Consider the following 23,436-nt stretch of genomic DNA (forward strand, 5'->3'; position numbering starts at 1 on the left):
AAGTCGTGATTTTAAATGCAGAAACAGAAAGCTTTTTTATTCTTTAAAAATATCAATACATGAAATATCAGAACATTTTAGAAACCATTGGAAATACGCCCCATATAAGGCTGAATAAGCTTTTTAAAACCCACGAAGTGTGGATTAAATTAGAAAAATCAAATCCGGGATCGAGCATTAAAGACAGAATCGCACTGGCCATGATTGAAGATGCAGAAAAAAAAGGACTTTTGAATCCGGATTCCATTATTATAGAACCAACATCCGGAAATACGGGAATTGGGCTTTCGTTAGTCGCAGCCGTAAAAGGTTATAAAGTTATTATTGTGATGCCGGAATCGATGAGCGTAGAACGCAGAAAAATTATCGAAGCGTATGGTGCTGAATATGTTTTGACTCCCAGAGAAAAAGGAACTTCTGGTGCTGTTGAAAAAGCACACGAACTGGCCGCAACAATTAAAAACTCTTTTCTGCCTTCACAATTTACAAACCATGCCAATGTTGAAGTTCACGAAAGAACTACCGCACAGGAAATACTGGCAGATTTTCCGGATGGAATTGATTATCTGATTACCGGCGTTGGAACGGGCGGACATATTACCGGAGTTTCTAAAATCCTGAAACAGCATTTCCCTAATTTAAAAACTATAGCGGTTGAGCCTGCACTTTCTCCTGTTTTAAGCGGAGGTATTCCTGCACCTCATCCATTGCAGGGAATTGGTGCCGGTTTTATTCCCGAAGTTTTTAACAGGGAATATATTGATGAGATTGTTACAATCGAAAAAAATGATGCTTTTAATTTTGCTAAAAAATTAACCAAAGAAGAAGGAATTTTTGGAGGCATTTCAACCGGAGCAGCATTAGCCGCGGTTTCAAAAAAACTGAAAAATATTCCTGAAAATGCCGTAATCCTTACTTTTAATTATGACACTGGTGAGCGCTATCTTTCTGTAGAAGAATTATTCGATTTTTTCTCTTAAACAGTACCATATTATTTTATTGAACATTGTTTTTAAAATAAAAAGTTAGATTTTAAATAAATCATATATACTCGAAATGATAATTACTTTTTTTGATATTTTAGTAATTATGCCTAAAAAGCGATTGTTAAACAATCGCTTTTTTTATAAAACATCTTTTCTTTCTCTAAAAAATAAAGGCGTTTTTTTAACATAAATATTCTGCCTTACATTTTTATCAAAAAATCAAGATTTTTTCACGGAAATATAACAAACACGCACCTAAAAGTTATCAATATCACAAAACACGCTATAATTGTTATTTTTAGTGTTAAAAAACCATTAAAAATTAACATTAAATTAGGATATTTGAGAGACTAATTTAAACGAAAATGAATATGAAAATTAAATTAAAACATTTTTTGTGGCTGTTTTTACTATTTGTGCAAATGGTGGCAGCACAACAGGAATCTATCTCCGGAAAAGTAACAGATAAAAAAGGATTACCAATTCCGGGAGTAAATATTGTATTAAAAGGTACAAGTGTCAGCGCTCAAACTGATTTTGACGGTATTTTTAAAATTGCTGCCAAAAAAGGTGACCTTCTAGTTATAAGTTATGTAAGTTACAGAACAGTCGAAGTTCCGGCTTCCAATAAAATGAATGTTGAATTAGTTGAAGTTCAAAATGAGCTGGAGGCTGTTGTAGTTGTGGGTTATGGAACGCAGTCTAAGAAAAATTTAACGGATAATATTGCGCGTGTAACGGCAAAAGATATTCAGCAGATTCCGGTTTCAAACGTACAAAACGCTTTGGTTGGTAAACTGGCCGGGGTTCAAATTACGCAGACAAACGGTAAAGTCGACGGAGGCATTAATATTCGTGTGCGTGGTGCAGCGAGTATTAGTGCGGGAACGCAGCCTTTGTATGTACTTGACGGAATTCCGTTAATTAATGATGATGAGTCAAGCAACGGCGCACCAACAAACCCATTACTGACTTTAAGTACGAATGAGATTGAGTCTATTGACGTTTTAAAAGATGCTTCTTCTGCTGCTATTTACGGTGCACGTGGTGCAAACGGTGTGGTTTTAATTACAACCAAAAAAGGCCGTGAAGGAAAAGGGACTTTTACGGTAAATCTTTCTCAGGGTGTTAGCGAAGCTACACATAAAAGAAAATGGCTGAATGCTAAACAATATGTAGAATTATTACAGGAAGCAGGAAGAAATGTTAATGATTTAGAATCTGTTGAGGATGAATTAGAATATTTATCTCAGGGAACTGACTGGAGAAATGGTGCCGTAGATACAGACTGGCAGGATATTGCTTTAAGAACCGGTTATACTACAGATGCCGATTTTTCTGCTTCAGGAGGAGACGAAAAAACAAAATATTTCTTCTCAGGTGCTTATAATAACACAACCGGTATTGTTGACAGTAATACTTTAGAAAGATTTACGGCCAGAACAAACGTATCGCATAAAGTTACAGATCGTTTGACATTAGGCATGAACTTAGGTTTTTCGAGATCTCTTATTCACAGGGTTCAGGATGATAACTCCTTCTCTTCACCATTACAATCTGTTGCGCAAGCGCCTATTTCGCCGGCAAGATTAGAAGATGGAAGCGCAAATCCGAATACAGAATATTCAAACTATCTTCTGGCAAAAGACAATACGTTCTGGAAAACCATTATGCGCAGGCTTACAGGAAAAGTTTTTGCTGAATTTAAAATCCTTTCCTCATTAAAATTCAATTCTGATTTTTCATACGATCTTTTATCACAAACTGAAGATTACTGGCAGGGAAAAAATGCTCCTTTTATGGCAACAGACGGAGCCGTGTTTGCCTCTTCTGTAAACACAGAAAATTATGTTTCAAGTAACTATTTTACATTTGATAAAACTTTTGCCGAAAACCATAGCTTTAATGTTGTGGCGGGTATGGAATTCAATAAATACAACAGAAGATATCAGGATGTAAACAGTATTTATTTTTCAAGTGATGATTTTCAAACCGTTGACGGTGGTGCTGAAGTAAATGAAGGTCATGGAAGTGAAACAGATTATGCTTTTGTTTCTCAATTTGGAAGGCTGAATTATGCTTATGCAAATAAATATCTTATTAAAGCCAGTATTCGTCGTGATGGTTCGTCCCGTTTTGGTAAAAATGAACGATTTGGAGTTTTCCCTGCGTTTTCTGCCGGATGGGTTATTTCTCAGGAAGAATTCTTAAAAGACAATAATGTACTGACTAATTTAAAAGTTAAAGGAAGCTGGGGTAAATTGGGAAATGCCGAAATTGGAAATTTTGCTTCCCGTCAGCTTTACAGACCAAACCCATATAACTTAAAATCGGGTCTTACTTTTGATCAGCCGGGAAATGACGATTTGACCTGGGAAAAATCAGCCCAGACAGATTTTGGTATCGAAGTTGGTTTCTTAAACAGATTTACACTTGAAGCAGATTATTACCAAAAAGATACTGACGGATTACTTTTTGAGGTTCCGTTACCAATTAGTTCAGGAGCAGGTTCTATCAATAAAAATATTGGCAAAATAAGAAGTAATGGTTTTGAGGTTACTTTAAACACTAAAAATATTGATACTGAAAACTTTAAATGGAACACAAGTTTTAATATCACAACGAATGAGTCAAAGGTAAAATCGCTTCCAAACGATAACAGAGACATTATCGTTTCATACAACATTAACAGAGTTGGAGAAAATATTTCTTCTTTCTATTTAGTTGAATATGCGGGAGTTGATCCTGAGACAGGAGATGCTTTATTTTACAAAAACACTAAAAAAGCAGATGGTACAATTGACCATTCTACAACAAACAATTATAGTGAAGCACAGCGTATTATTGCAGGAAATCCTTTTCCAACATTAATGTCAGGTTTAACCAATACTATTCTTTACAAAGGTTTTGATTTTACTTTTACATTTCAGGGAGAATGGGGCGCAAGTATTTATAATTCAGCGGGAATTTATCAATCGACTGCTGCTGATTATTTTGACAACCAAACAGCAGATCAGTTAAACAGATGGCAGAAACCGGGTGATATTACCGATGTACCGCAAGCGAGATTTGGAGGAGGAAATGGTACACAGGATTCTTCCCGCTATCTTGATAAAGCCGATTTTGTTCGTTTAAGAAACTTAACTTTAGGATATACACTGCCTAAAGATGTATTAAAAGATTTAGGAATGAGCAGTTTAAGAGTTTATTTTACAGCAGTAAACCTATTGACTTTTACAAATTACGAAGGTAATGATCCTGAAGCAAGAAGAGATGATACAGGAATTGGAGAAGATTTTTATTCAGCACCGCCGGCTAGAACAACTGCAATTGGTGTTAACTTTAATTTTTAAAAAGAACAAGATGAAAGCAAATAAACTAATCCTATTTATATTTTTCGCTGCATTTTTTACAAGCTGCGAAAATGAATTAGACATAGAACCTAAACAGAGAGAAGATGCTAACACAACATTAAGCACGGAAACCGGCGTTACCAATGTATTGACCGGAACTTATGCTCTGGCAGCAAATGGAAATGCTTACGGCGGAAGAGTTTTACTTTATGCTGATTTACTAGGCGTAACCGGAGTATTAAGTACAACCGACTTAAGATGGCGCGGTACTTTTGGCGAATTAAGACAAATGTACAACAAGAACATGCTGTCTGATAATGTGATCATTGAAGGAACATATGCCAGATTATATGAAATTATAAACGCATCGAATACCGTTATCGAAAATATCGACAAAGTAAAAGATCCCGACAGACAAGCGGTTATGATTGGTGAAGCTAATTTTTTAAGATCTTTAGCTTATTTTGATTTGGTTCGCTTTTTTGCAAAACCATATGAACAAGGTAAGACCAACAATCAGTTAGGAGTTGTAATACGACCAAATGCAATTTATGATTTTAGTGTAGATCTTTCAAAAGAAAGAAGTACGGTAGAAGAAGTATATAAAGTTATAATCGACGGTTTAAATCTGGCTTACACAAACCTGCCGGAAGAGAATGGTTTTTATGCCGATAAATATGCTGCTCAGGCATTATTAGCGAGAGTATATTTGCAGCAGGGAAAATATGATTTGGCAAGAGATGCCGCAAATGATGTTATTGAAAACAGCGGGCACAATCTATCAACAAGTTATGCGGCCGCTTTTAATCACGATACAGATCAGGCAGAAGACGTTTTTTCTATTCAAATTACAAAACAAACTGGCGTAAACGATGCCGTAACTTTTTATGCTTCTGAAGGCAACGGAGGCCGTGGCGGCGATTTTTCTATTAGAGATACTTATTTAAATAAATTTAGTGTTCCGGATGACAGAGCTGATTTTATTTATGAAAATGAAGACAATGGCCGAATCTTGACTTCTAAATTTACAGATCAGTTTGCAAATGTTGGAATTATTCGTCTGGCAGAAATGTATTTAATCAGAGCAGAGGCAAATTTGGAAGAAGGTACTGCGATAGGAAATGCGCCTCTTGGTGATATTAACATTATTCGAAGCAGAGCGCATGCAGACGCTTTAACTTCGGTAACAATTGATGATGTTCTGTTAGAAAGAGAATTAGAACTTGGAATGGAAGGATTCCTGATTCACGATATCAAAAGAACAAAAAGATCTATCCTGACTGAAACTCCCGACGGCGATCCGTTATTGTTAACTTATGATGCAGATAAACTGGTATTTCCAATTCCGTTGAAAGAAACTGATGCCAACAAAAAAATTACTCAAAATCCGGGATACAGGATTTAATTGATTTTAAAACTTTTATAAAACAGAAAAAACCATTCCCCCCAAAGAATGGTTTTTTCATTTTAACAGATTCTATATATAAGTAAAATTAAAGGTAAAATTCTAATCGATAATCGGTCACGATTATGCTTCAACAGGCACTTTCGTTAATTGCTGAGCGATGGTTAAAGTAACAGGATCTAAACTTCCGGAATAAAAAGTATCTAATAATTCCTGAAATATCGGATTTGCATTTTCGACCTGAGAAAACAAGCTCAATGACGAACGAAGTTTACGTGCATCTAAATCTCCAAGAATACTTTCAATAGATTTTTTATTTTTAAAATTTAAAAGAAGCTGTGCAATTTCAACTAAATGTTTTGCCAAAATTGGGTGATTTAAATATGCTGTCGCTTCTTCAAGGTCGGCAATAGCATAATATTTTGCAATGTCGCTTTTTCCTAATCCTTTTATCTGAGGAAAAACAAACCACATCCAGTGTGTTTCTTTTTTTCCTTTTTTTAATTCAGAATAGGCCGTAAGATAAAGTTTGTTCTGTGCATCTAAAAATCGCGTTAAATCATTATTTGAGTAAGCCATCTGTAATAAATTTATAAGGTTTAACCAATCTTTGTTATTCTAAATTTGGTAGTCAAAACTACTGAGGAAGTTTATTTTTAAATTATATAATTACGTTCGTTTGTTATATAATTCATATTTGTTAAAACAAAACAGCTGCAAAATTTGCAGCTGTTTTAAAGTTATATATTGCTAATGAATGATTTACAATTTAAATTCATTCAGTGATTTTTCTATAATATGTAAACATTCGTTTATTTGATCTTCAGTCATGACTAATGGCGGCGCAAATCTGATTTTATTTCCGTGAGTTGGTTTTGCCAATAAGCCGTTATCTCTAAATTTTAAACAAATTTCCCAGGCCAAATCAGAATCTTCTCCGCTGTTAATAACAATGGCGTTCAAAAGGCCTTTCCCGCGAACAAGTGTAATTAAGTTGTTTTTTTCTGCAATCTTGTTCAATCCTTCTCTTAAAATAATCCCAAGACGTTCTGCATTTTCGGCTAGCTTTTCTTCTTTTACAACTTCAAGAGCTGCGATTGCAACTGCCGCGGCTACAGGATTTCCTCCAAAAGTAGAACCGTGCTGCCCCGGTTTAATGACATTCATAATTTCGTCATTACATAAAACAGCTGAAACCGGATAAACACCTCCTGAAATTGCTTTTCCTAAAATCAAAATATCAGGCTGTACATTTTCATGGTGAACGGCTAATAACTTTCCGGTGCGCGCAATTCCGGTTTGAACTTCATCGGCGATAAATAAAACATTATGTTTTTCGCACAATGCTTTTGCCTTTGCCAGATATCCTTCTGAAGGAACATAAACTCCGGCTTCACCCTGAATTGGTTCAACTAAAAATCCGGCAATATTTTTTGATGATTTTAAAGCTTTTTCAAGAGCGTCAAGATTATCATATTCAATTTTTATAAATCCGTCTGTAAAAGGCCCAAAGTTTTTACGTGCTGTTTCATCATTTGAAAATGAAATAATAGTTGTCGTTCTTCCATGAAAATTATTTTCGCAGACAATTACCTGCGCCTGATTTTCAGGAATTCCTTTTACTTCATACGCCCATTTTCTGCAGACTTTAAGCGCCGTTTCTACCGCTTCGGCACCGGTATTCATTGGCAGTACTTTATCAAAACCAAAATATTGGGTTATGTATTCTTCATAATTTCCTAATTTATCATTGTAAAAAGCACGGGAAGTAAGCGTCAATGTCTGCGCCTGATCAACCATTGCTTTTACGATTTTAGGATGGCAGTGCCCTTGATTAACTGCTGAATATGCCGATAAAAAATCATAATATTTTTTCCCGTCAACATCCCATACATATACACCTTCTCCTCTTTCTAAAACCACAGGAAGCGGATGATAATTATGAGCTCCGTATTTATTCTCTTTTTCTATTAAAACTTCTGATTTTGACGAAAGTGTATTTTCTGTATGTATCATGATAGGTTATTTTTTCAGGTACAAAAATATCAAAAAATATTAAAATAAAGCATTTTATGATATGATTTAACTTTAAAAATAGATCATATAAGTCAAAATATATTTTTATAGTAGTTTTTAAAATCAAATTTAAACTTCATTCATCTTGATTTATTCTATTTTATTGAAAAAAATAATTACTTTTATCATGATGTAGTTCCTACGGAACATTGTTTTTAGGGCGTGTTATTTTTTTTGCTGCCGATATTTAATCTCTACGAGATATTTTATTAGGAGTTACATATCGGTAAAAAAGATAGAAATAAAACACAGCATAACCCCGTTAGGGTTTACAGGTCGGTAGAAAAATAATGAGACAACGTTCAAAATGTCCTTTCGGGACATCTGAAAAACACAATTTATTTCAAATTAAACATTTGAAAAATAAAATTAATTTTAAAACATGGATAATTTAGACGACTTTGATATTAGTATAATTAAGGAATTGGAAAAAGACGGCAGAATGGCTTTTTCTGCTATTGCAGCCAATTTAAAAATATCAAACACGATGGTGCATCAAAGAATTAACCGATTAATGGAACAGGGAATAATTGGAGGGATAAAACCCATTATTCAGGAGAAAAAAATTGGTTTTGACTGGGCGTCTTTTACCGGAATTACGTTAAACAAAGATTCTGATTCTGATCGAATTATCGAAGAATTAAAAAATATTCCTGAAATTACCGAATGTTATTATGTTACAGGTTCGTTTACGCTTTACATTAAAATTGTAGCAAAAAATCACGAACACATGCGAAAAATTCTTTACGAGAAAATCGACAATATTCCCGGAATCGCAAAAACCGATTCGATTATTGAACTGGGCTGCGCTTTTAAAAGAAATATCATTTTATAATTAATTTTAAGTGAAATGCGTTTACGAATATTAACCTTTTTTACATTATTCTTTTGTAAATCAATACTTGTTTCGCAAACGACGATTCCAAATCCCTCTAAAAAAGATTTTTCTGAAACCTTAACTATTCTAGCTTCAGATTCGATGCAAGGCCGAAAAGCCAATCAACGAGGCGGTAGCTTAGCTGCTTCTTATATAGAATCTAAAATGCAGTCTTACAAGCTGAAACCTTATAACAAACTTCAACATCATTTTCAGATATTTAAAATTCAGGAACATACCGTAAAAAAAACAACTTTAGAAATCAAAAAAAGGAATCATAAAACTATTTCCCTTTCGTCGGAAAAAGATTTTGAAGTTATCCCAACCACACGTTCAATTAAGAAAAAACAAGCCGAAGTGGTTTTTGCATCTTACGGTTTAGATGTATCAAAAGAAAATCATAACGATTACAAAAACTTAGATGTTAACCACAAGATTGTTGTGATTTTAAGCGGATTTCCAAGCGATCAGGACAGCACTTCTTCCACTTACAAAAAATTCAAAATCCTATTTCCGGAAGAAAATGATTTAGAAGAAACTAAAGTAAAAACAGCCATTAGTAAAGGCGCAGCGGCATTAATTATTATTGAAACAAAAGAAAATTTTAAACCTCGAAATAGCAAAGAAAATGAAGTCTTTCATTCTTTAAAAAATACCGTTTCAACATCGATTCCTATTTTTATAATAAGTAAATCAATAGCAGAAAATCTTTTTTCAGGAAGTGATATTTCATTAAAAAGTGCTCCAGCTTCTATTCCATCAAAAAAAATAAAAATCAATTTTTCGATAGAAATTAAATCTGAAACTTTTGATACTGCAAATGTTTTGGGAGTTATTCCGGGAAAAGACACTACAAAAACCATTATTGTCGGCGCGCATTACGATCATTTGGGAATTAAAAATGATTCCATCTATAATGGTGCAGATGATAATGCCTCCGGAACTTCGGGAATGCTTGCGCTGGCAAAAAACTGGTCTGAATCTAATATCCAGCCAAAATATAATGTACTCTTTGCGGCCTGGACTGCAGAAGAAATGGGACTTTTAGGAAGTGAATATTTTGTTCAGAATTTGAATTTAAAAGATCAAAAAATCCTGCTCTGCATTAATATGGATATGATTTCCAGAAGTGCTCCAGAAGATAAAAACCATAAAATTTTAAGTATTGGGACAGAAAAAGAAACCCCATATTTGAAGAAAATTGCCGCTGAAAGCAACAGTAAACTTCAAAATCCGTTTGATTTGGATTTATGGGAAACCAATGGGCATTCGGGAAGCGATTACGCATCGTTTACGGCAAAAGGAATTCCGATTATGACTTTTTTCAGCGGTTTCCATAACGATTATCATACACCGCGCGATATCGCATCAAAAGTAGATTTAGATAAAATGCAAAATGTATTATTTATTGTCAACAATTCTCTTTTAAAATTTATTGAAAATCAGCAAAACTAAACCAAATCAAAACCATGAAAAATCAGTTCATTTTTAAAACATTTACGTTCCTAGTATTTTTAGTTACGAGTTTAGTTCACGCGCAAAATCCAAAAGGAAAATTATTTATTATTGGCGGTGGAGACCGTTCTGATGAATTAATGAAACAGGTTCTGAATACAGCAGAATTAAGTAAAAAAGATTATATCGTGGTTTTGCCTATGTCCAGCGAAGAACCGGACAGTTCGTTTATATTTTTTAAAACGCAAATGGTAAAACTAACCACAAACCCAATTGTAATGCTGAATTTTAATAAAGAAACAGCGCAAAACAAAAAATTAACGGACTCGGTTCAAAATGCCAAATTGATTTTTATAAGCGGCGGCGATCAGACCCGTTTTATGTCGGTAGTTCATAATACTCCCATAAAAACAGCTATTCAAAAAGCTTATCAAAACGGAAGTACAATTTCCGGAACAAGTGCCGGAGCTGCCGTAATGTCTGAAAAAATGATTACTGGAAACCAAAAATTACAAAAAGAATATACCGGAACTTTTTCCAGCATTCGATACGATAATCTCGAAACTTCCGAAGGTTTGGGATTATTAAAAACAGCCGTTATCGATCAGCATTTTTTAAAGAGAAACCGATATAATCGTCTGCTTTCTGCCTTGATTGAATTTCCTGCTCTCACCGGAATTGGAATTGACGAAGCTACCGCCATTATTGTTCGAAATAATCAAATAGAAGTCGCCGGAGAAAGTGAAGTTATTGTCGTTAAAAATCCAAAAGGCATTTTAAAATCCAAAAAAGACAATCTGGTTTCGGTTGAAAAATTAAAAATGAGTATTTATACAGCCGGACAAAAATTTAATATAAAATAAACATGTTTAATTCTTCTGCAATATTCAAAATCACGTTTATTATCTGCTGTAGTTTTCAGATCTCGGCACAAAAAATAAGCACAAAAGAAATTAACCGTTTAGAAAAACTGGCTGAAAAAGTTACTATTATCCGTGACAATTGGGGGATTCCGCATATTTATGGAAAAACCGATGCTGATGCTGTTTTTGGATTATTATATGCACAATGTGAAGATGATTTTAAAAGAATCGAAATGAATTATATCGAAAAACTAGGGCGGCTTTCTGAAGTGAAAGGCGAATCTGTTCTTTATAATGATTTAGAAATTAAGCTTTTAATTGATGTTGATGAAGCAAAAGCAGATTATAAAAAAGCTCCTTTGTGGCTAAAGAAACTTTTAAATAGTTATGCAGATGCCATCAATTTTTATCTATACAAACATCCAGAAGTAAAACCGGTACTTTTAACGCATTTTGAACCCTGGTTTCCTTTGCTTTGGACAGACGGAAGCATCGGCGCTATTAGTACCGCAGATCTCTCTACAGGAGAATTAAAAGCGTTTTATTCGGGAAATAATGATAAAGTAGCCTATGTAGAAAGAGAAAAATATGTACAGACGGGATCAAATGGTTTTGCTTTTGCACCATCAAAAACAGAAAGCGGAAATTCGATTTTATATATTAATCCACATACAACATTTTACTTCAGGCCTGAAGTTCAGGTTTCAAGCGAAGAAGGGTTAAATGCCTACGGTGCTGTAACCTGGGGACAGTTTTTTGTATATCAGGGATTTAATGAAAATTGCGGCTGGATGCACACTTCTTCAAATGTTGATGTTGCGGACATGTATGCTGAAAAAATCACCAATAAAAACGGAAAACTTTTCTATGAATTCGACACAAAATTTTTACCTGTGGGCGAAAAAGAAATCACAATAAAATATCTTGAAAACGGAAAACTGGTTCCAAAGAAATTCAAAACCTATTTTACAAACAACGGCCCAATTATGGCCAAACGAGACGGAAAATGGATTAGCCTAAAATCAAATAACCGCTCGATGGCAAGTTTAATTCAGAGCTGGGTTAGAACAAAAGCTTCGGGTTTTGATGATTACAAAAAAGGAATGGATTTGAAAGCAAACACTTCCAATAATACGGTTTATGCAGACAATAAAGGAAATATTGCTTACTGGCACGGCAATTTTATTCCAATTCGGGATAAAAATTTAAACTGGTCAAAAGTAATCGACGGATCTATTTCTTCAACACAATGGAAAGGGCTTCATGATGTTAATGAAACCGTTCACTTATATAATCCGATAAATGGATGGCTTCAAAATTGTAATTCGACACCTTTTACTGTCGCAGGAAACAATAGTCCAAAAAAGGAAAATTACATTCCGTATATGGCGCCGGATGGTGAAAATTTCAGAGGTGTAAATGCGGTTCGGATTTTCAGCAAAGGCGAAAAATATACTTTAGACAAAGTTATTGCCGATGGGTACGATTCAAAATTATCCATTTTTGAAATATTAATACCAAGACTGATTGAAGTTTTCGACAAGAATATAAAACCTGAATCTCCGGAATATGCACAATTGTCTGAACCTGTTTCGATGCTGAAAAACTGGGATTATTATGCCAGAGAAAATTCTGCTGCCACGACATTAGCGGTGGAATGGGCTTATAAATTAGACCCCATTATTCAAAAAGCTTATATTGATGAAGGAGAACCTGATCAGGTCGAAAACACTAAAAACTTTGCAAAAACTGCTGGAGCATCGCAAATGATTCCACAGCTGCAGACAGTTTTAAAAGAACTTACTTCAAAATGGGGAACCTGGAAAGTAGAATGGGGAGAAATTAATCGTTTCCAGAGGTCAAACGGCGATATTGACTTAAAATATGATGACAGCAAGCCAAGTTTGCCAATAGGTTTTGGTCCCGGTTCCTGGGGAAGCCTGCCTTCTTTTAGAAGCAGTTATCAAAATAACTCTAAAAAACGTTACGGCTATAACGGAAACAGTTTTGTGTGTGCGGTTGAATTTGGCCCAAAAATAAGGGCAAAATCATTGTTGGCGGGCGGCAACAGCGGCGATGTAAATTCAAAACATTTTACAGATCAGGCAGAAATGTATCGAAAGGGTCAATTTAAGGATGTATTATTTTATAAAGAAGACGTCCTAAAAAATGCAGAACGGACTTATCATCCCGGAAAATAATTTTGTTTAAAAAAATGTGTTAAATAAACCTCGTGAAATAGCTTCCGAGGTTTTTTTGTAACATAATATTTCTGATATTTGTTAAAAATTGTAAGAAAATGAAAAATTCAATCACACTCTTTTTTGCTGTAATCTTGTTTTCAACTACTATGAATGCGCAATTAAAACCCGTAAAATATTCTGAAGGAAGCCAGGCACTGAATGGTTTATTTATAAAATCTGCTAAAAAAAGCAGCAATAATCCTGGAATCCTCCTTTTACCAGCCTGGTTAGGAATCGATAATGCTTCAAAAGGTATTGCCGAAGAATTGTCGAAACTGGGTTATCATGTTTTCATTGCTGATATTTATGGAGAAGGAAACTATCCGGCAAATACTTCAGAAGCCGGAAAGCAAGCCGGTTTTTACAAAAGTAATCCTGAAGCTTATCAAAAACGAATTAATGCTGCTTTACAAGAATTGGTAAAATCCGGTGCAAATGCAGATAATATTGTCGCTATTGGTTATTGCTTTGGAGGTACCGGAGTTCTTGAAGCCGTTCGCGGACATCTTAACATTAAAGGAGCTGCTTCGTTTCATGGCGGCTTAGGCAAAGATGCAGCGAGAAAAACAGAATCGGCTGCTGCAAAAATTTTAATATGTCACGGTGCTGACGATCCGTTTGTTCCAAAAGAAGAAATTGCATCATTCCAGCAGGAAATGCGTGATTCAAAAGCAGACTGGCAGATGATTTATTATGCTAATTCTGTTCATTCCTTTACAAATCCTGAAGCCGGAAATGATAATTCAAAAGGCGCTGCTTATAACCCAGTTGCGGCAAAAAGATCTTTTGAGCATTTACAGCTTTTTTTAAACGAAGTTCTTAAAAAATAATGCTTTTTATGGTACACTAATGACACGGGCTAAACGGATTTGTACGAATCAATTTTATTATAATCATTAAAAATCCGTTTAACCCGTGTCATTCGTGGGCCAAAATAATAACAAAAATCAAATTAACCAAAATAACCAATGTCACACAACAAAATTAGGGAAGACAAAACCTGCTTGAACTGCAGGCATGTTGTTGAGCAAAAATTTTGTCCAAATTGCGGACAGGAAAATTCAGATTCCAGGAAAACATTTCATCATTTGTTTATTCATTTCTTTGAAGATTTGACACATTATGAAAATGCATTTTGGAAAACCATCAAAAACCTTCTCTTTAAACCTTCAACCTTAACTAAAGAGTACCTTTCCGGAAAGCGTCTATCCTACCTTGCTCCTGTCCGACTTTATATTTTTATCAGTTTTATTACTTTTCTTCTAATTGCTATTTTTCCAAGTAAAGTAAGTGACCAAATCAATAATGGCGAAAAGGAACTTTCTACATCGCTTATTAATCAGGACAAAAAAGGAGTCAATAAGGCCTACAAAACCCATTTTGAATTAAAAACGATGAAGGAAATCGATTCGATTCAAAAATATGGTAAAGAAGATGAAAAGCTTTCCGAATTCCAATATTGGCTATACGAAAAAGCAGTTCACGTTACAGAGCATAATACTAAAAAACAAATCGTTGAGAAATTTATTGAATCCTTTTTTCATAATATTCCCAAAATCCTTTTTATAATAATGCCGTTTTTTGCGTTCTTTCTTTGGATTTTTCACAATAAAAAGAAATGGTATTATTTTGATCACGGAATTTTTACCCTGCATTATTTTTCGTTTCTGCTGCTTATTTTCCTCATTATGTTTATCATACAAAGGGTCATAGGATTATTTGGCGAAGATAGTCCGCTTAGTTTTATTTCCGGTATAACAAATTTCGTTGGTACAATATGGATGTGTTATTATTTTTATCCGGCACATCATCGATTTTATGGCGAAAGCAGATTTGTTTCATTTGTTAAAAGTGTAGCATTATTCTTTATAAACTTCTTTTTTATTCTATTTTTACTCACATTTTATGTTTTATATACATTCATCAATTTACACTAATACACAATGAAAAAAATTGTAATTCTATTATTAATCGCTTCGGCTTTTTCATGTAAAAATGCACAGTCGACGGCATCCAAAGACAATTCAGACCCAACGAAATACGTGAAATATATTTCTGAAAAAGACTTAAAAAAAATGCTGTACGTTGTTGCTTCAGATGAAATGGAAGGGCGCGAAACAGGATCAGCAGGACAGAAAAAAGCAGGTCTTTATATGATTGAGCAATACAAAAAAAGCGGTGTATCATTTCCAAAAGGCGCATCAGATTATTATCAGCACATTCCTGCATCTTATCTAAATGCAAAACGCAATCAAAATCTTCCTGACTCTGAGAATATCTGGGCTTATATCGAAGGTTCTGAAAAACCAGACGAAGTTTTGGTGATTTCTGCACATTACGATCACGTAGGAATTAAAAATGGCGAGGTTTACAACGGAGCTGATGATGACGGATCTGGTACTGTTGCAGTTATGGAAATGGCAAAAGCTTTTGCTAAAGCAAAAAAACAAGGCCACGGACCAAAACGTTCTATTTTATTCCTGCATGTAACGGGTGAAGAACATGGTTTGCACGGTTCTCGTTTTTATTCTGAAAATCCTTTGTTTCCAATTGCCAACACAATTTCAGACATCAACATTGATATGATTGGCCGTCGTGATGTTGAGCACGCTAATACAAACAATTATGTGTATGTGATTGGTGCCGACAGATTATCATCTGACTTACACAATGCAGTCGTTGCTCAAAATGAGAAATACATCAAAATGGACTTAGATTTTAAATTTAATGATCCTGCAGATCCAAATCACTTTTACGAGCGTTCTGACCATTATAACTTCGCAAAACACGGTATTCCCGCAATCTTTTTCTTTAACGGAGTTCACGAAGATTACCACGGAAAAGGCGACGAACCTCAAAAAATCGAATACGACGCTTTAACTAAAAGAACAAAACTTGCTTTTGTACTAGCATGGGAATTAGCCAATAGAGAAAACAGACCTGTGGTTGATAAAAAATAGGTTCTAAGGGGCTAAGGTTCTGAGGTTCTGAGGGACTAAGATTCTAAGTTAATTTTAGATTTTAGATTTTAGATTTTAGATTTTTACCTATAAAAAAAACGGATGAGATAAATCTAATCCGTTTTTATATATATAGTTGATAAAACCTTAGAATCTTAGCACCTTAGTCCCTCAGAACCTTTCCTTAGTCATTCATAGAAATCAAAAACTCTTCGTTGTTTTTGGTTTTCTTGAAGCGGTCGTTTACAAAATCCATAGATTCAACCGGGTTCATGTCTGATAAGTATTTGCGCATGATCCACATTCTTTGTAATGTTTTTTCGTCTAATAACAAGTCATCACGACGCGTACTTGACGAAGTAAGATCGATTGCAGGGAAAATACGTTTATTTGCAATTTTACGGTCTAATTGAAGCTCCATGTTACCGGTTCCTTTAAACTCTTCAAAAATAACCTCATCCATTTTAGAACCAGTTTCTGTTAATGCAGTTGCAATAATACTTAACGAACCTCCGTTTTCTACATTTCTGGCCGCTCCAAAGAAACGTTTTGGCTTTTGTAATGCATTAGCATCAACACCACCGCTTAAAACCTTTCCTGATGCCGGCTGAACTGTATTATAAGCTCTTGCCAAACGTGTAATAGAGTCTAATAAAATTACTACATCATGTCCGCATTCTACTAAACGTTTTGATTTTTCAAGAACAATATTAGCAATTTTCACGTGTTCCTGCGGCTCTCTGTCAAAGGTTGATGCGATAACTTCACCCCTAACACTTCGCTGCATATCTGTAACCTCTTCAGGACGTTCATCAATTAAGAGAACAATTAAATAAACTTCAGGATGATTTGCAGCAATTGCGTTTGCAATATCTTTTAAAAGCATTGTTTTACCCGTTTTTGGCTGTGCAACGATCATTCCACGCTGTCCTTTTCCAATCGGAGAAAACAAATCGATAATACGGGTTGATATAGAACTGCCTTTTTCGGCTAATTTGAATTTTTCAGAAGGAAAAACAGGCGTCAGGTGTTCAAAAGAAACTCTGTCACGAACAACCTGCGGATCATGTCCGTTAATTTTTAACACACGAACAAGAGGGAAAAACTTCTCGCCTTCTTTTGGAGGACGAACCACACCTTTTACAGTGTCTCCGGTTTTTAAACCAAATAATCTGATTTGTGAAGTTGATAAATAAATATCATCTGGTGAAGCTAAATAATTATAATCAGAAGAACGTAAAAATCCGTAACCGTCAGGCATCATTTCAAGAACACCTTCACTTTCGATAATTCCGTCAAATTCAAAATCTGAATCTCTGAAATTATTATTCTTTTTATTTTTATGATTTTGGTTTTGGTTTTGATTCCCGTTATTTCCGTTTCCGTTCCCATTTTGATTAGGGTTTTGGTTTTGATTCGGATTTTGGTTTTGGGCAGGATTTTGGTTTTTATTCTGATTAGGATTAATCTTTTTAACCGGAGCAGTATTTTCAGTCTTTTCAGCAGCTGGTGCTGTAACAGTGTTTTCTATAATTTCTTCAGCAGGAACAACAGCATTCGGTGTTTCTTTTTCCTTTTGCAGTGCGACTTTTTTCTCATAAGCCGACTTATTAAATTTTACAGCCTTTGTTGCTGCTTTTTTCTCCGGAGTCTTATTCTCAGATGTTTTCTCAGCTGCAACAGTTTCTTTTTCTTCTAAAGCCTCAGAAGTTTCAATTTCCTTTGGAGCTTCTTCCACTGTATCAAATTCAAGGACCGGAGCACTTTTACCGGCCGCTTTTTTGACCGGAGCAATTCTGGCTCTTTTGGGCTTATCAGTATTTGTTTCCTTTTCTGCAATAGCTTCTGCAGGCGGTGCTGATGCCGCCTCCTGATGCGCCAAAATCTGAGTAATCAGGGTGTCTTTTTTAACGCCGTTAATCTTTATAGTTTTAGCTAACTTAGCTATTTCTTGAAGCTCGGAAAGCTTCATTTCTTTTAATGCAGAAATATCAAACATGAATGTTCTATGAGTTTAATTATTTTAAAGGAAATACTGTAAAAAGAATAGGTAGATATTTTTTTTTCGATTGACCGCAGTATGAAGTGCTTACGGTATTATGATGCAATAATACGAATAAAATTTTATCATACAATAGTATTTTAAAAAAAGAAAATATATTTTTGTAAAACATTTTTAGATCATGATACAACGAATTCAGACTGTATATTTAATTCTTGCGTTTATAGCAACAAGTGTTTTGATGCTATTTATTCCTTTGTGGACATTAAAGACAGGAGATCCATTTTATTTTAATCAGGATCCGATATATAATATCATAGTTGGTTTAAGTACAATGCTTACGATTCTTAGTATTATATCATACAAAAAAAGACAAAATCAGTTTGTTATGAACAGACTGAACATAATATTAAATTTAATTTTATTAGGATTATTTGTTTATCGTTCTCTAAATTTATCTGGAGAAACAGTTAACGCTGTTTCTGAGAAAGGTATTGGGATGTTTCTTCCTATTGTTTCTATCGTATTATTAGTTCTTGCTAATAAGGCCATCAAGAAGGACGAAGATCTTGTAAAATCTGTAGACCGATTGAGATAAACCTATAAACTTAATTTTTTTGTGCGAAGAGAACCCGAATATAAATTCGGGTTTTTTTGTGCCTGAATATCAGATAGTGTAAGGATATCGCAAATCATTTTAAAAATCAATTTTGTAAGATATTTTTTTCATAAATTTGCATTTCGTTTAAGAATTATGGCAGATAAAATAAAAATACATCTTGCAGATGATCATCAGGTACTTATTGATGGGCTCTCCAATTTACTTCAGACAGTTCCAAATTTTGAAATCGCAGGAAGTTCATTGAATGGCACGACTATATACGACGATGTTGTTCAGAATCAGGCCGATGTATTAGTTCTGGATATAAGTATGCCTCAAAAAGACGGAATCGAAGTTTTGAAAGAATTCAGTCAAAAAGGTTTTCCCTGCAAAGTTATTATTTTATCGAGCTACGATGATTTGAAAATCATAAAAGAAGTAATGAAATTAGGCGCTAAAGGTTATTTAACCAAAAAATGCGCCGGAGAAAATATCATTGAAGCTATTGATGCCGTATATCAGGATCAGGAATATTACTCTGATGCTGTCCGGGAAAAAATCTTTAGCATATTTTCTAACAACAACCCGAAATTAAATAAAAATATTTATGCTGAAAATCCCATTTTAAGTCCTAGGGAAATTGAAGTGGTCACTTTAATTTGTTTGGAATACAGCGGGAAAGAAATAAGCGAAAAACTTTTTATCAGCATCAATACAGTCGAAACGCATCGAAAAAACATCTTGAAAAAACTAAATATAAAAAACACTATAGGCTTAGTGAAATATGCATTAAAAAACAATTTAATAAACCCTTAGCACTGATATGTTTTTTATTAGGATTTTCATATTGTTTATCATTTTTACTTTTAATGGAAATAAGGTTTTCTGCCAGCAAAATATTTCTTTTAAAAACCTGCATATTTCTTCTGCTGAAAGTATCAAAAAAACGAATAATCCGGAACAGTTTATCTCTGAACAATTGAGAAATAAACGGCTTATCAGCTTGTTTATAGTTTTAATTATACTGCTGTTTTTCCTTTTCTATTTCGTTTATCAAAACAATAAATTAAAACAGAAAATTAAAAGAAAAGATGCCAAACAAAAAATACTTCTTAATGTAATAAATACCGGAATTGACAGTCAGGAAACTGAACAAAAAAAAATCGCTTCCTTTTTGCATGACAATGTCAATTCTCTGTTGTCTTCTGCAGGATTACATCTCAATGTTTTCACTGCAAAAAATAATATACAGTCTGAAGAAATTCAAAAAGCAAAGGATATTTTAGTACAGGCACACGATCTTCTGCGTGATATCTCTCACGATCTTGTACCGGCTCTTTTAGTGCGTTTTGGATTAATTTATGCTTTGGAAGATTTATGCGAAAAAAATTCAAATTCTAGTCTTCACTTTAAATTTTCAAGTTCAGTTTCAACAGAAACCCGATATTCTGAAAAATTTGAAACCAAACTTTATTTCATCGTTTCGGAATTATTCAGCAATATCATAAAACACAGTGAAGCAAAAAGTGCTCAAATTTCACTTCATGAAAATAAAAATCAGCTAATTCTTATTATCCATGATGACGGAAAAGGTTTTGATGCTGAAAAACTTAACGAAATAGAAGGTTTTGGCTTAAACCGGATCAGGGTCAGAATTAAAAAGCTAAAAGGAAATCTTTCTATCGTTTCAAGACCGAATGAAAACAGCGGAACATCAATTAAAATTAAAGTTCCCATTTCGTAGATATTCTATTTCTTTCCTATTTCTATAATTTCCAAATCTTTGATTTTATCATCGTCAATCACAAATCGGAGCATGGTGCGCATTTGATGGAAACCGCTTTTTCCTGCTGCACCCGGATTCATATGCAAAAGATTATGCTTCTTATCAAACATTACTTTTAAAATATGGGAATGTCCGCAGATGAACAGTTTAGGCGGATTCGAAGCCATTTCTTCTCTAATATTCGGATTGTATTTTCCCGGATAACCACCAATATGGATTATCCAGACTGAAACATTTTCGCATAAAAATCTGTTATGAAGCGGAAATTCTAATCTTGCCTTTGCATCGTCAATATTTCCATAAACACAACGAAGCGGTTTTAGTTTTTTTATAGTATCTGTAACATGCAAATCTCCAATATCTCCCGCATGCCAGACTTCATCGGCCTGATTGACATATTTTAAAATTGTATCATCGATATGACTGTGAGTATCGGAAAGAAGGAGGATTTTTTTCAATTCTTTAAGGTGCAAAGGTTCAGAGAGTACAAATGTACAAAGGTTTTTTTTATGTAGAGATACACTACAATGCGTCTTTCCTAAGATTTTCATTTCTTTAAACATAAAAAATCCGATCTGTAAAAACAGATCGGATTTAAATTAAGCACAACCTTTGAGCTTTGCTTCTATGAACCTTTTTTAATATTTTTAACTTCTTTCAAGTCTTTCGTTTCTTTTGTATCCATCATTTCCATTAGTTTTAAACCTAATAAACCGCTGATAGAACCATCAGATCCGCCATTTCCTGAAATTAATACATCCGGAATTACTTTGATATTTCCTTTTCCGATTTCCTCGGTTACTTTGTATCGTGTAAAGTTATCTCCACCCATTGCACTAACCTGAAGCTGATATGCTTCGGCAGTCGACTTACCAATTGCCATAATTTTTTCAGCTTCGGCAAGACCGGTTTTTGAAATTCTTTCAGCTTCTGCACTGGCATTCAGTTTCGTTGCTTCTGCCTGTGCTCCTGCTCTTGCTTTTGTAGCTTCGGCTTCTGCATTGGCACGCATTTTTGTAGCTTCAGCTTCTGCATTTACATTGAGCTTCAGACTTGTTGCGTCTCCTTCTGCTTTTTTAACTGTTGCATCTGCAGTTCGTTGTGCGATTTCAACACTTTGCGATGCACGTACAATTTCTTTCTGCATGTCTGCAATAGCGGTTTCTTTTTCCATTCCCTGACGCTGTTCCTGCGCCATTCTTTGGGTCTGATACGTTTTTTGTTCTTCTTCAGCCAGTTTTCTGTCTGTTAAAGTTTTCATTAAGGAATCTGGCGGAACAATGTCTCCAATTAAAGTATCAACGGCATTTACATTATACTCATCCAAAACCAGTTTAATATGATTTTTTGCTGATTCCTGACGTTCTTTTCTCGTAGTAAGGAAAGAAATCACATCGCTGTCCTGCGCCGAGTTTCTGAAATAGTTACCAATTGTAGGCTCCAAAACCTGAGAAACAAGGTTATTCATGCTTCCAAATCGTGCAATTACTTTTGGTGCTTCAGCAGCCGGAACGTGAATAATCTGCGCAACGTCAAGGTTGAATGGGAAACCGTCTTTTGAACGAACGGTAATTGTCGATAAGTTTTTATCCAGATCATGTGATTCGCTTCTTGCATTTGCCCAGTTTAAAACTAAGTTAGTGGTTGGAACTGCTTCCAGTTTTGTGGTGTACTTATTCAGCGCATATTTTCCTGGTCCAAAAGGCTCCATCCACACGCCTCGCTGTCCTTTTGAAACTATGTTTCCATGTTTAAAAGTATCTCCGGTTACATCTTGTCCGTCTTCGCCAATGTATGAAATCACAACTCCAACATAACCAATTGGCACATCTGTCATTGGATTTTGTTCGATCAGTATTCCCCATGTATTAATGTAGTATGAACCTGCCAGCATAACCTGAGGCTGTAATCCACGATTTCCTCCATGCTCCAGAAACTTGTCAAAATCCTGAAAGTTATTGTGATCATCAACAAATTTACCTGCAATTTGTCCCTGCGGAATAGGTTCTCCGTCCAGTGCTGTTACGATACCAATCATGTTTTCGTAAATCTTGATCTGATCTGTAATGACGATTTCAAACAAAAAAGTATTTATACGATACGATCCTGTTGTAATAAAAGCAGTCTGACGTCCTTTTTGACCGCCATTGTCCAGGAAAGCTGTTGCATCCTGAAAGTTGTCGCTTTCTACTTTTCGGGCTAAAATTCTTCCGGTTGGAATTTCTTTTCCGTCTTTACTTAAAACCAGTCCGATTTTTCCTTCCGGAATCAATGTAAAACCAGTCATGTCAATTGAATACTGCCAAATCCACATTCCCCAGTATAGTCCCGGCGCCAGTGTTTTTGCCTGATAACCTGCTTCGCCTTTTGTTGCAATAATTCGGCCGTCAGGTAATGATTTGTCTGTGCCAAACAAAACGAATTTCTTGGTAACCAAACCAATTTTATCCTCAGGAACGATCACCATTCCGAAGAAAACACGCAAAATAAATTTGTAAAAAAGAATGGCAAATACAATTAAAAGTATCCACCAATAAGAGGTAATTTCATTCATATTTTTTGAGATTTAATAGTACAAACATAGGAGAAATATGAAGTGTTAAAATGGAAAATTTTTAAAATTAACATTTGCATTTTTCATCCTAAAAATGTTAAAAAACAATTTCAATTATATCGTTGGAATTGTCAATTTCTGACACGATTTTTAGCTGGGCAAACTATGATTTGCATTTTGAGATTTGAAGGGTTTTAACAAAGATTATAAGATTCTGAGCTGCTGAGGTTCTAAGTTTTTCTTTTGATTTTTTATGATAATGAATTTAAACTTAT

General features: G+C 34.6%; 18 protein-coding genes. 13 read left to right on the forward strand and 5 right to left on the reverse strand.

Translation table 11 applies throughout. The features are described 5' to 3' along the window. The first annotated feature begins 59 nt into the window (after positions 1-59). The 3 genes from cysK (at position 60) to ASE21_RS01475 (ending at position 5,744) form a co-directional block, all read left to right on the forward strand. The gene (cysK, locus tag ASE21_RS01465; protein WP_057120782.1) at positions 60-980 is read left to right on the forward strand and encodes a cysteine synthase A; all 921 of its coding nucleotides are present in this window, start codon (positions 60-62) and stop codon (positions 978-980) included. Between the two features lie 377 nt (positions 981-1,357). Next, positions 1,358-4,339, forward strand: a complete 2,982-nt coding sequence (locus ASE21_RS01470; RefSeq protein ID WP_082603429.1) for a SusC/RagA family TonB-linked outer membrane protein — start codon at positions 1,358-1,360, stop codon at positions 4,337-4,339. A gap of 10 nt (positions 4,340-4,349) precedes the next feature. Then, positions 4,350-5,744 carry a RagB/SusD family nutrient uptake outer membrane protein gene (locus ASE21_RS01475; RefSeq protein WP_057121156.1) on the forward strand — a complete coding sequence of 465 codons (1,395 nt, stop codon included), beginning with the start codon at positions 4,350-4,352 and terminating at the stop codon, positions 5,742-5,744. A 123-nt stretch (positions 5,745-5,867) separates the two neighbouring features. Here the strand turns inward: ASE21_RS01475 and ASE21_RS01480 are convergent, their stop codons facing one another. Continuing rightward, complete coding sequence (locus ASE21_RS01480) at positions 5,868-6,323, reverse strand: DUF1810 domain-containing protein (RefSeq protein ID WP_057120783.1); 456 nt, start codon at positions 6,321-6,323, stop codon at positions 5,868-5,870. Between the two features lie 183 nt (positions 6,324-6,506). After that, on the reverse strand, positions 6,507-7,760 hold the full coding sequence (gene rocD, locus ASE21_RS01485; RefSeq protein ID WP_057120784.1) for an ornithine--oxo-acid transaminase: 1,254 nt from the start codon (positions 7,758-7,760) through the stop codon (positions 6,507-6,509). A gap of 442 nt (positions 7,761-8,202) precedes the next feature. On the opposite strand from rocD, the gene ASE21_RS01490 reads away from it, so the two are divergent. The 7 genes from ASE21_RS01490 to ASE21_RS01520 all read left to right on the forward strand — a co-directional run bounded on the left by ASE21_RS01490 (position 8,203) and on the right by ASE21_RS01520 (position 16,218). Then, positions 8,203-8,655 (forward strand): Lrp/AsnC family transcriptional regulator, encoded by a 453-nt coding sequence (locus tag ASE21_RS01490; protein ID WP_057120785.1) that lies wholly within the window; start codon positions 8,203-8,205, stop codon positions 8,653-8,655. 15 nt (positions 8,656-8,670) lie between these two features. Beyond that, positions 8,671-10,152 carry a M20/M25/M40 family metallo-hydrolase gene (locus ASE21_RS01495; protein ID WP_082603430.1) on the forward strand — a complete coding sequence of 494 codons (1,482 nt, stop codon included), beginning with the start codon at positions 8,671-8,673 and terminating at the stop codon, positions 10,150-10,152. Between the two features lie 14 nt (positions 10,153-10,166). Then, positions 10,167-11,015 (forward strand): cyanophycinase, encoded by an 849-nt coding sequence (locus ASE21_RS01500; protein ID WP_057120787.1) that lies wholly within the window; start codon positions 10,167-10,169, stop codon positions 11,013-11,015. A gap of 2 nt (positions 11,016-11,017) precedes the next feature. Then, on the forward strand, positions 11,018-13,216 hold the full coding sequence (locus ASE21_RS01505) for a penicillin acylase family protein (protein ID WP_057120788.1): 2,199 nt from the start codon (positions 11,018-11,020) through the stop codon (positions 13,214-13,216). 98 nt (positions 13,217-13,314) lie between these two features. Next, a complete protein-coding gene (locus ASE21_RS01510; protein WP_057120789.1) occupies positions 13,315-14,088 on the forward strand; it encodes a dienelactone hydrolase family protein in 774 nt (257 codons plus the stop codon). Positions 14,089-14,226: 138 nt separating this feature from the next. Then, complete coding sequence (locus ASE21_RS01515) at positions 14,227-15,195, forward strand: DUF3667 domain-containing protein (protein ID WP_057120790.1); 969 nt, start codon at positions 14,227-14,229, stop codon at positions 15,193-15,195. Between the two features lie 6 nt (positions 15,196-15,201). Beyond that, the gene (locus ASE21_RS01520; RefSeq protein ID WP_057120791.1) at positions 15,202-16,218 is read left to right on the forward strand and encodes a M28 family peptidase; all 1,017 of its coding nucleotides are present in this window, start codon (positions 15,202-15,204) and stop codon (positions 16,216-16,218) included. A 184-nt stretch (positions 16,219-16,402) separates the two neighbouring features. Here ASE21_RS01520 and rho read toward each other — a convergent pair whose 3' ends face one another. Beyond that, the gene (gene rho, locus ASE21_RS01525) at positions 16,403-18,217 is read right to left on the reverse strand and encodes a transcription termination factor Rho (protein ID WP_057120792.1); all 1,815 of its coding nucleotides are present in this window, start codon (positions 18,215-18,217) and stop codon (positions 16,403-16,405) included. Positions 18,218-18,401: 184 nt separating this feature from the next. Here rho and ASE21_RS01530 point away from each other — a divergent pair, with 184 nt between their 5' ends. From ASE21_RS01530 to ASE21_RS01540, 3 genes are all read left to right on the forward strand, one after another. Beyond that, positions 18,402-18,818 carry a DUF4293 domain-containing protein gene (locus tag ASE21_RS01530; protein WP_057120793.1) on the forward strand — a complete coding sequence of 139 codons (417 nt, stop codon included), beginning with the start codon at positions 18,402-18,404 and terminating at the stop codon, positions 18,816-18,818. A 156-nt stretch (positions 18,819-18,974) separates the two neighbouring features. Beyond that, positions 18,975-19,637 carry a response regulator gene (locus tag ASE21_RS01535; protein WP_057120794.1) on the forward strand — a complete coding sequence of 221 codons (663 nt, stop codon included), beginning with the start codon at positions 18,975-18,977 and terminating at the stop codon, positions 19,635-19,637. A 7-nt stretch (positions 19,638-19,644) separates the two neighbouring features. Beyond that, entirely contained in the window at positions 19,645-20,565 is a 921-nt protein-coding gene (locus tag ASE21_RS01540) for a sensor histidine kinase (RefSeq protein WP_057120795.1), read from the forward strand. Between the two features lie 5 nt (positions 20,566-20,570). Here ASE21_RS01540 and ASE21_RS01545 read toward each other — a convergent pair whose 3' ends face one another. Next, positions 20,571-21,065, reverse strand: coding sequence for a metallophosphoesterase family protein (locus ASE21_RS01545; protein ID WP_057121157.1), 495 nt, complete (start codon positions 21,063-21,065; stop codon positions 20,571-20,573). A 167-nt stretch (positions 21,066-21,232) separates the two neighbouring features. Then, a complete protein-coding gene (locus ASE21_RS01550) occupies positions 21,233-23,161 on the reverse strand; it encodes an SPFH domain-containing protein (protein ID WP_057120796.1) in 1,929 nt (642 codons plus the stop codon). Positions 23,162-23,436: the final 275 nt, after the last annotated feature.

Origin of the sequence: Flavobacterium sp. Root901, assembly GCF_001429765.1 — a bacterium.
Classification (GTDB): Bacteria; Bacteroidota; Bacteroidia; order Flavobacteriales; family Flavobacteriaceae; genus Flavobacterium.

Bases quoted from the DNA above. Each gene is read 5' to 3' on its own strand.
- cysK (WP_057120782.1), top strand. From the start codon at position 60: ATGAAATATCAGAACATTTTAGAAACCATTGGAAATACGCCCCATATA.
- ASE21_RS01470 (WP_082603429.1), top strand. From the start codon at position 1,358: ATGAAAATTAAATTAAAACATTTTTTGTGGCTGTTTTTACTATTTGTG.
- ASE21_RS01475 (WP_057121156.1), top strand. From the start codon at position 4,350: ATGAAAGCAAATAAACTAATCCTATTTATATTTTTCGCTGCATTTTTT.
- ASE21_RS01480 (WP_057120783.1), bottom strand. From the start codon at position 6,323: ATGGCTTACTCAAATAATGATTTAACGCGATTTTTAGATGCACAGAAC.
- rocD (WP_057120784.1), bottom strand. From the start codon at position 7,760: ATGATACATACAGAAAATACACTTTCGTCAAAATCAGAAGTTTTAATA.
- ASE21_RS01490 (WP_057120785.1), top strand. From the start codon at position 8,203: ATGGATAATTTAGACGACTTTGATATTAGTATAATTAAGGAATTGGAA.
- ASE21_RS01495 (WP_082603430.1), top strand. From the start codon at position 8,671: ATGCGTTTACGAATATTAACCTTTTTTACATTATTCTTTTGTAAATCA.
- ASE21_RS01500 (WP_057120787.1), top strand. From the start codon at position 10,167: ATGAAAAATCAGTTCATTTTTAAAACATTTACGTTCCTAGTATTTTTA.
- ASE21_RS01505 (WP_057120788.1), top strand. From the start codon at position 11,018: ATGTTTAATTCTTCTGCAATATTCAAAATCACGTTTATTATCTGCTGT.
- ASE21_RS01510 (WP_057120789.1), top strand. From the start codon at position 13,315: ATGAAAAATTCAATCACACTCTTTTTTGCTGTAATCTTGTTTTCAACT.
- ASE21_RS01515 (WP_057120790.1), top strand. From the start codon at position 14,227: ATGTCACACAACAAAATTAGGGAAGACAAAACCTGCTTGAACTGCAGG.
- ASE21_RS01520 (WP_057120791.1), top strand. From the start codon at position 15,202: ATGAAAAAAATTGTAATTCTATTATTAATCGCTTCGGCTTTTTCATGT.
- rho (WP_057120792.1), bottom strand. From the start codon at position 18,217: ATGTTTGATATTTCTGCATTAAAAGAAATGAAGCTTTCCGAGCTTCAA.
- ASE21_RS01530 (WP_057120793.1), top strand. From the start codon at position 18,402: ATGATACAACGAATTCAGACTGTATATTTAATTCTTGCGTTTATAGCA.
- ASE21_RS01535 (WP_057120794.1), top strand. From the start codon at position 18,975: ATGGCAGATAAAATAAAAATACATCTTGCAGATGATCATCAGGTACTT.
- ASE21_RS01540 (WP_057120795.1), top strand. From the start codon at position 19,645: ATGTTTTTTATTAGGATTTTCATATTGTTTATCATTTTTACTTTTAAT.
- ASE21_RS01550 (WP_057120796.1), bottom strand. From the start codon at position 23,161: ATGAATGAAATTACCTCTTATTGGTGGATACTTTTAATTGTATTTGCC.